This is a genomic window from Desulfosarcina sp., assembly GCF_041551955.1.
Classification (GTDB): domain Bacteria; phylum Desulfobacterota; class Desulfobacteria; order Desulfobacterales; family Desulfosarcinaceae; genus Desulfosarcina.
This window is the reverse complement of sequence record NZ_JBFELV010000381.1, coordinates 1-5,058: the sequence shown is the minus strand read 5'-3', so window position 1 is coordinate 5,058 and position 5,058 is coordinate 1. Positions and strand designations below refer to the sequence as shown.

Annotated in this window: 5 protein-coding genes; all 5 read left to right on the top strand. The window is 57.0% G+C overall.

Annotated features, from left to right (window positions below; translation table 11 throughout):
* Positions 1–5: 5 nt before the first annotated feature.
* The 5 genes from ABYV26_RS20600 (at position 6) to hmcB (ending at position 4,888) form a co-directional block, all read left to right on the top strand.
* On the top strand, positions 6–176 hold the full coding sequence (locus ABYV26_RS20600; RefSeq protein ID WP_372683240.1) for an ATP-binding protein: 171 nt from the start codon (positions 6–8) through the stop codon (positions 174–176).
* Positions 173–1,315 carry a sensor histidine kinase gene (locus ABYV26_RS20595; protein WP_372683239.1) on the top strand — a complete coding sequence of 381 codons (1,143 nt, stop codon included), beginning with the start codon at positions 173–175 and terminating at the stop codon, positions 1,313–1,315. The genes ABYV26_RS20600 and ABYV26_RS20595 overlap by 4 nt, the downstream gene beginning before the upstream one ends.
* Before the next feature lie 357 nt (positions 1,316–1,672).
* On the top strand, positions 1,673–2,113 hold the full coding sequence (locus tag ABYV26_RS20590) for an Rrf2 family transcriptional regulator (RefSeq protein ID WP_372683238.1): 441 nt from the start codon (positions 1,673–1,675) through the stop codon (positions 2,111–2,113).
* A 52-nt stretch (positions 2,114–2,165) separates the two neighbouring features.
* Positions 2,166–3,758, top strand: a complete 1,593-nt coding sequence (gene hmcA / locus ABYV26_RS20585) for a sulfate respiration complex hexadecaheme cytochrome HmcA (protein ID WP_372683237.1) — start codon at positions 2,166–2,168, stop codon at positions 3,756–3,758.
* 44 nt (positions 3,759–3,802) lie between these two features.
* Positions 3,803–4,888 (top strand): sulfate respiration complex iron-sulfur protein HmcB, encoded by a 1,086-nt coding sequence (gene hmcB, locus ABYV26_RS20580; protein ID WP_372683236.1) that lies wholly within the window; start codon positions 3,803–3,805, stop codon positions 4,886–4,888.
* The last annotated feature ends 170 nt before the right edge of the window (positions 4,889–5,058 follow it).

Here is a 5,058-nt window from a genome sequence, read left to right as displayed (position 1 = left end):
GCAAGATTTTCGAACCCTTCTACACCACCAAAAAAGTGGGCAAGGGAACCGGGCTGGGGCTGTCCATCAGCTACAGTATCGTCAAAGAGTGCGGCGGCTCGATCGAGGTTACGGCAAACCCGGATGGCGGCGCGTGTTTCAACCTGCACTTTCCCATTGTGAAAGATCCTTCATGACCGGCGACATCCTTCTGGTAGACGACGAGGCGGGAATCCGCAAGGTGCTGGGCATCTCCCTGGCCGATCTGGGCTACACCGTACATGCCGCCGAAGATGGGGCGGCGGCCCTGACCATCCTCGACGCGGTCCGTCCACCCATCACCCTCACCGACATCAAGATGCCGGGCATGGACGGCATCCAACTGCTCAAGGCCATCAAGGACCGCTTCCCCGACACGGAGGTGATCATGCTCACCGGCCACGGCGACATGGACCTGGCCATCGAGAGCCTCAAGTTCCAGGCAACCGATTTCATCACCAAACCCATATCCGACGATGCATTGATCGTTGCCCTCAAGCGGGCCGGTGAACGCATCGAGATGCGCCGTCAGTTGCGGGCCTACACGGAAAACCTGGAACACCTGGTGGAAGAAAAATCCCGCCAGCTCATCGAGGCGGAGCGCCTGGCCGCGGTGGGGGAGACGGTGGCAGGACTCTCCCACACCATCAAAAATATCACCGGCGGCCTGGACGGCGGCATGTTCGTTCTGGCAAAAGGCATCGAAGGGGAAGACGCTGCATATCTAAAGCAGGGGTGGGAATTGGTGCGGGGAAATGTGGACCGCATTAAAAACCTTTCATTAGACCTGTTGAACTTTGCCAAAACCGACCGTCTAGAATATCGACAGGTGAACCCCGCGCAGCCCGCCCGTGAAGTCTTCGACTTGATGCGAAGCCGGGCCCGGGATCACGGGATGGAATTCATTTTGGACGTGGCGGCCGGACTGGTCCCGACGTGGATGGACCCTGTGGGCATCCATCAGTGCCTGTTAAACCTGGTCACCAATGCCATGGATGCCTGTATCGATACGGATCCAGCGAAAGGCGCCCAGCGCATCACCTTGTCGGTCCGCATGCAAAAGGACGGGGGCGTTTGCTATCAGGTGGCGGACACATGCTGCGGAATGGACGAGCGGACGAAAGCCCGATTGTTTCAGCGGTTTTTTACCACCAAGGGTGAACGGGGCACGGGCATCGGCCTCATGCTCACGCGAGCCATCGTTCACCGTCACCAGGGGACCATCGATATTTCGTCACAACCGGGAAAGGGGTCTGTCTTCACGATCAATCTGACAGGAAAACCAGCCGACCGGTAGGTTACCGGCCGGCACGACCATCGATCTAACCGAATAGCGACGATTGCCGGCCTTCCGCTCGACCCCATCGGTGCCAATCTTTATTTTCTCCTGATCGATCAGGGCCTGGATGGTCGTCCGATCATCCACGGCATCCATGGTGCGCCGGGCCTATTTTTTTGGGTATTTACCCTAAATTATAGAAGCAACATCCAATCCAAACCGCTTTCATATTTCTATAATAGATTGAAATAATTTGTATTTTTAAATTTTTCAAAAAAAATAAAAAAATAATTGACAACCAGCAATTATCCCGACTATTACAGTCAGGAAAGAACCTGATCTTACGGGTCAAGATATTAGCCAAGAAGGATTCGGATGCTGGTTCCACCCAAAAAAAACCAGTATGCCCTGCGCGCCATTTTTGAACTGGCCAAACATATGGACCAGGGGCCGGTCAAGATTTCGGACATCGCCACCGCCCAATCCATTCCGCTGCGCTTCCTTGAAGTGATCCTCAATCAACTCAAGGCCAGCGGCATCGTTGATTCCAAACGCGGCTTTTATGGCGGATATTTTCTGGTTAAACCGCCCGACCAGGTCTCGGTGGGGGATGTGCTGCGTTTTCTAAGCCGAGAACTTTCGCCCAGCGACTGCATCGCCTGCGTATCAAAAACCAGTTGCCCGTTTGACGGCCGCTGCGCCTTTTCATCCATGTGGATTCGGGTGAAACAGGCGGCTTTCGATATTTATGACGAAACCTCTTTCCAGGACCTGATCGACCGGGAGCGGGATACCGGCTGGCCAGGCGAGCAATGAGGGCGGGATTCCCGCACGAACCGAAGAACTGCATACCCTGAGGATGTCAACGATGCGGAAAGGAACAGTTCATTTGAAAACAGGTGGCATGCTGCTGGTCATGGTCATGGTTTTCCTGCTTGCCGCAGGGGCCGTGAAGGTCGATACGTCGGTTGAAAGCCCGACAAAAACCGGGGCGGGCCTGATCATGATCGATACCATGAGGACCTTTGGACCGCTTGAGCGGCCACCGGTGCCCTATTTTCACAGCCGCCACACCGAAGCGCTGGCGCGGATCAACCGGGACTGCAATGTCTGCCACATGGCCGACGAAAAAGGACGCCTGTCGCCCAAGTACATGCGGTTGGCCGAAACAGACCGTCAGACCGTCGCCGACATCTACCATGTCAACTGCATTGCCTGCCACCGCGAGCTGTCTGGGCAGGACCTGAAAAGCGGCCCCCAAACCTGTGGTGGATGTCATCGGGAAGATCCCGCGGTCGCCTCAACGTGGAAGGATCTCGCCTTTGACAAATCCTTGCACTACCGCCACGTCAAGGCCAACGCGGAAAAATGCGACAGCTGCCACCACAAATACGACAAGCAGGCCAAGCAACTGATCTATGTCAAGGGAGAAGAGGGCGCCTGTGTCTACTGTCATAAAGAAACGATGGTGGACAACGTCATCGCCAGCAAGGAGGCCTCACACTATCAGTGCATCGGTTGTCACCGGGACAACCTGGCCAAAAACAAGCAAGGAGGCCCGGTCAGCTGTGTCGGTTGCCATGATGCCGACTTTCAGGTGGGCATCGAGGTGATCGAAAACGTTCCCCGCATGAAACGGAATCAACCGGATGTCGTCCTGGTCAAGACCGGTGAAGAGGCGCTTCCCAGGGACCAATGGTCGACGGCCATGTATCCCGTGCCTTTCGATCATCAATCCCACGAGGCCTATAGTAGCAGCTGCAAGGTCTGTCACCACGCCAGCCTGCAGTCTTGCGCCAGCTGCCACACCAACGCCGGCAAGAAGGAGGGCGGCAATGTGAAGCTGGCCCAGGCCATGCACAGCCTATCCTCTCAAGCCAGTTGCATGGGCTGCCACCTGGAGAAACAGAAAACACCCGAGTGTGCCGGCTGCCATGCATTCATGGGCAAGAAAACCAATCGCCAGGATCCCTCTTGCTTGGCCTGCCACATGGCGCCGCTGCCGGCCTATGTCAATCCGGCCAATGCCGAAGAAACCGCGGACGTGGCGATGGATTTGCTGCAGGCGCGTGATCTGGAAGCGAAAATATACCCTGCCGACAAGATCCCGGATAAAGTGACCATCGGCAAGCTGTCGGACCGCTTCGAGCCGGCCGTTTTACCGCACCGGAAAATCGTCAATGCATTGGTCGACAAAACCCGCGACAGTAAGCTGGCTGGCTACTACCACAGTGAACAGGGAACACTGTGCCAAGGCTGTCACCATCACAGCCCGCCGGCCGAAAAACCGCCGGCTTGCAGCAGCTGCCATGGCGAAAAGATTGAAGCCGACGACGCCTTCAGGCCGGGCCTGCTGGGGGCCTACCATCAACAGTGCATCGGGTGCCATCAGAATATGGGCATTGAAAAACCAGCCGCCCGTGACTGCAATGCCTGTCATGTAGAAAAGAACAAAGGATAGGGGGCCGCACGATCCGGCCATAAACCGCAAGTTGAGGGTGAAACATGTCACTGTCCAGGAGAAAATTTCTCGGTTGGATCGGCGCGGCGGGCATGACCGCTGCCGCCGGCCGTAAGGCGTCTGCCGCAACCACACACCATTTCGAGGGCTATCCGGATTCCATGGCCGTTCTGCACGACATCACCTTGTGCATCGGCTGCCGCCGGTGTGAAGGCGCCTGCAATGTGGTCAACGAACTGCCGGCGCCGGAAAAACCCTTTACCGATCTTAGCGTACTCGAGAATCAACGGCGCACCACCGCCAAAACCTATACCGTGGTCAACCAGAAGCCGGGCAACGGTGGCAGGCCAGTTTTTTTTAAAAACCAGTGCAACCATTGCCTGGAACCGGCCTGCGCCTCGGCATGCTTCGTCAATGCCTTTTCGAAAACCAAAGAGGGGGCGGTGGTCTACGACGCCTCCGTCTGCGTGGGCTGCCGCTACTGCATGATCGCCTGCCCCTTCGAAATCCCGACCTACGAGTACGACAGTGCCTTTTCACCCCGGATAATGAAATGCACCATGTGTCATCCGCGGGTGCTTGAAGGCAAACTGCCCGGCTGCGTGGAGTCGTGTCCCACCGAGGCACTGGTGTTCGGCAAGCGTGACGACCTGCTCAAAATTGCCCGCCAGCGCATCACCCGCCGACCGGATCAATATGTGGACCACATTTATGGCGAACGCGAGATGGGCGGCACCTCGTGGCTTTACTTGTCCAATGTTCCCTTTGAAACCATCGGCATGCGCATGGATTTGGGAGTGACGCCGGCACCGGAACTCACGGCCGGCGCCTTAGGCGCAGTTCCCATGGTGGTCGGTCTCTGGCCCGTCCTGCTCACCGGTATTTACGCCATGAGCAAACGCAAGGAAAAGATCGCCGCCGAAGAGAAGGCTCAGGCGGTGGCGGCCGCACTGACCGAAGCCGGTGAAAAGGCAGCGGCCGAAATGGACGCCAGCATGGAAAAAGCCAAGCAGGAGAAGACCGCCGCGGTCGAAAAGGCCGTGAAGGAAGCCCTCGAGGCCGACGCCAAGGCACGGGCGGAGGCCGCTGCTTCGCAAGAAGCGCCGGAAAAAGAAGATAAAGACGCCTAATCGGCGTCGCTGCCGAATCTCACGACACTTTTCAGGAGGAATCCTTTATGTCTGAGAATACAGCCACCATGGGCAAACCGATTTTCTCACCGTTCAATATCGTGGCCGGTGCCATTTTGCTGGTGGGGGGGATCCTGACCATCCTGCGCTTCACCCAGGGGCTGGATGCG

Excerpts from the sequence above, each read along its gene's own strand:
- hmcB (WP_372683236.1), top strand. The coding sequence starts at position 3,803 with ATGTCACTGTCCAGGAGAAAATTTCTCGGTTGGATCGGCGCGGCGGGC.
- ABYV26_RS20595 (WP_372683239.1), top strand. The coding sequence starts at position 173 with ATGACCGGCGACATCCTTCTGGTAGACGACGAGGCGGGAATCCGCAAG.
- hmcA (WP_372683237.1), top strand. The coding sequence starts at position 2,166 with ATGCGGAAAGGAACAGTTCATTTGAAAACAGGTGGCATGCTGCTGGTC.
- ABYV26_RS20590 (WP_372683238.1), top strand. The coding sequence starts at position 1,673 with ATGCTGGTTCCACCCAAAAAAAACCAGTATGCCCTGCGCGCCATTTTT.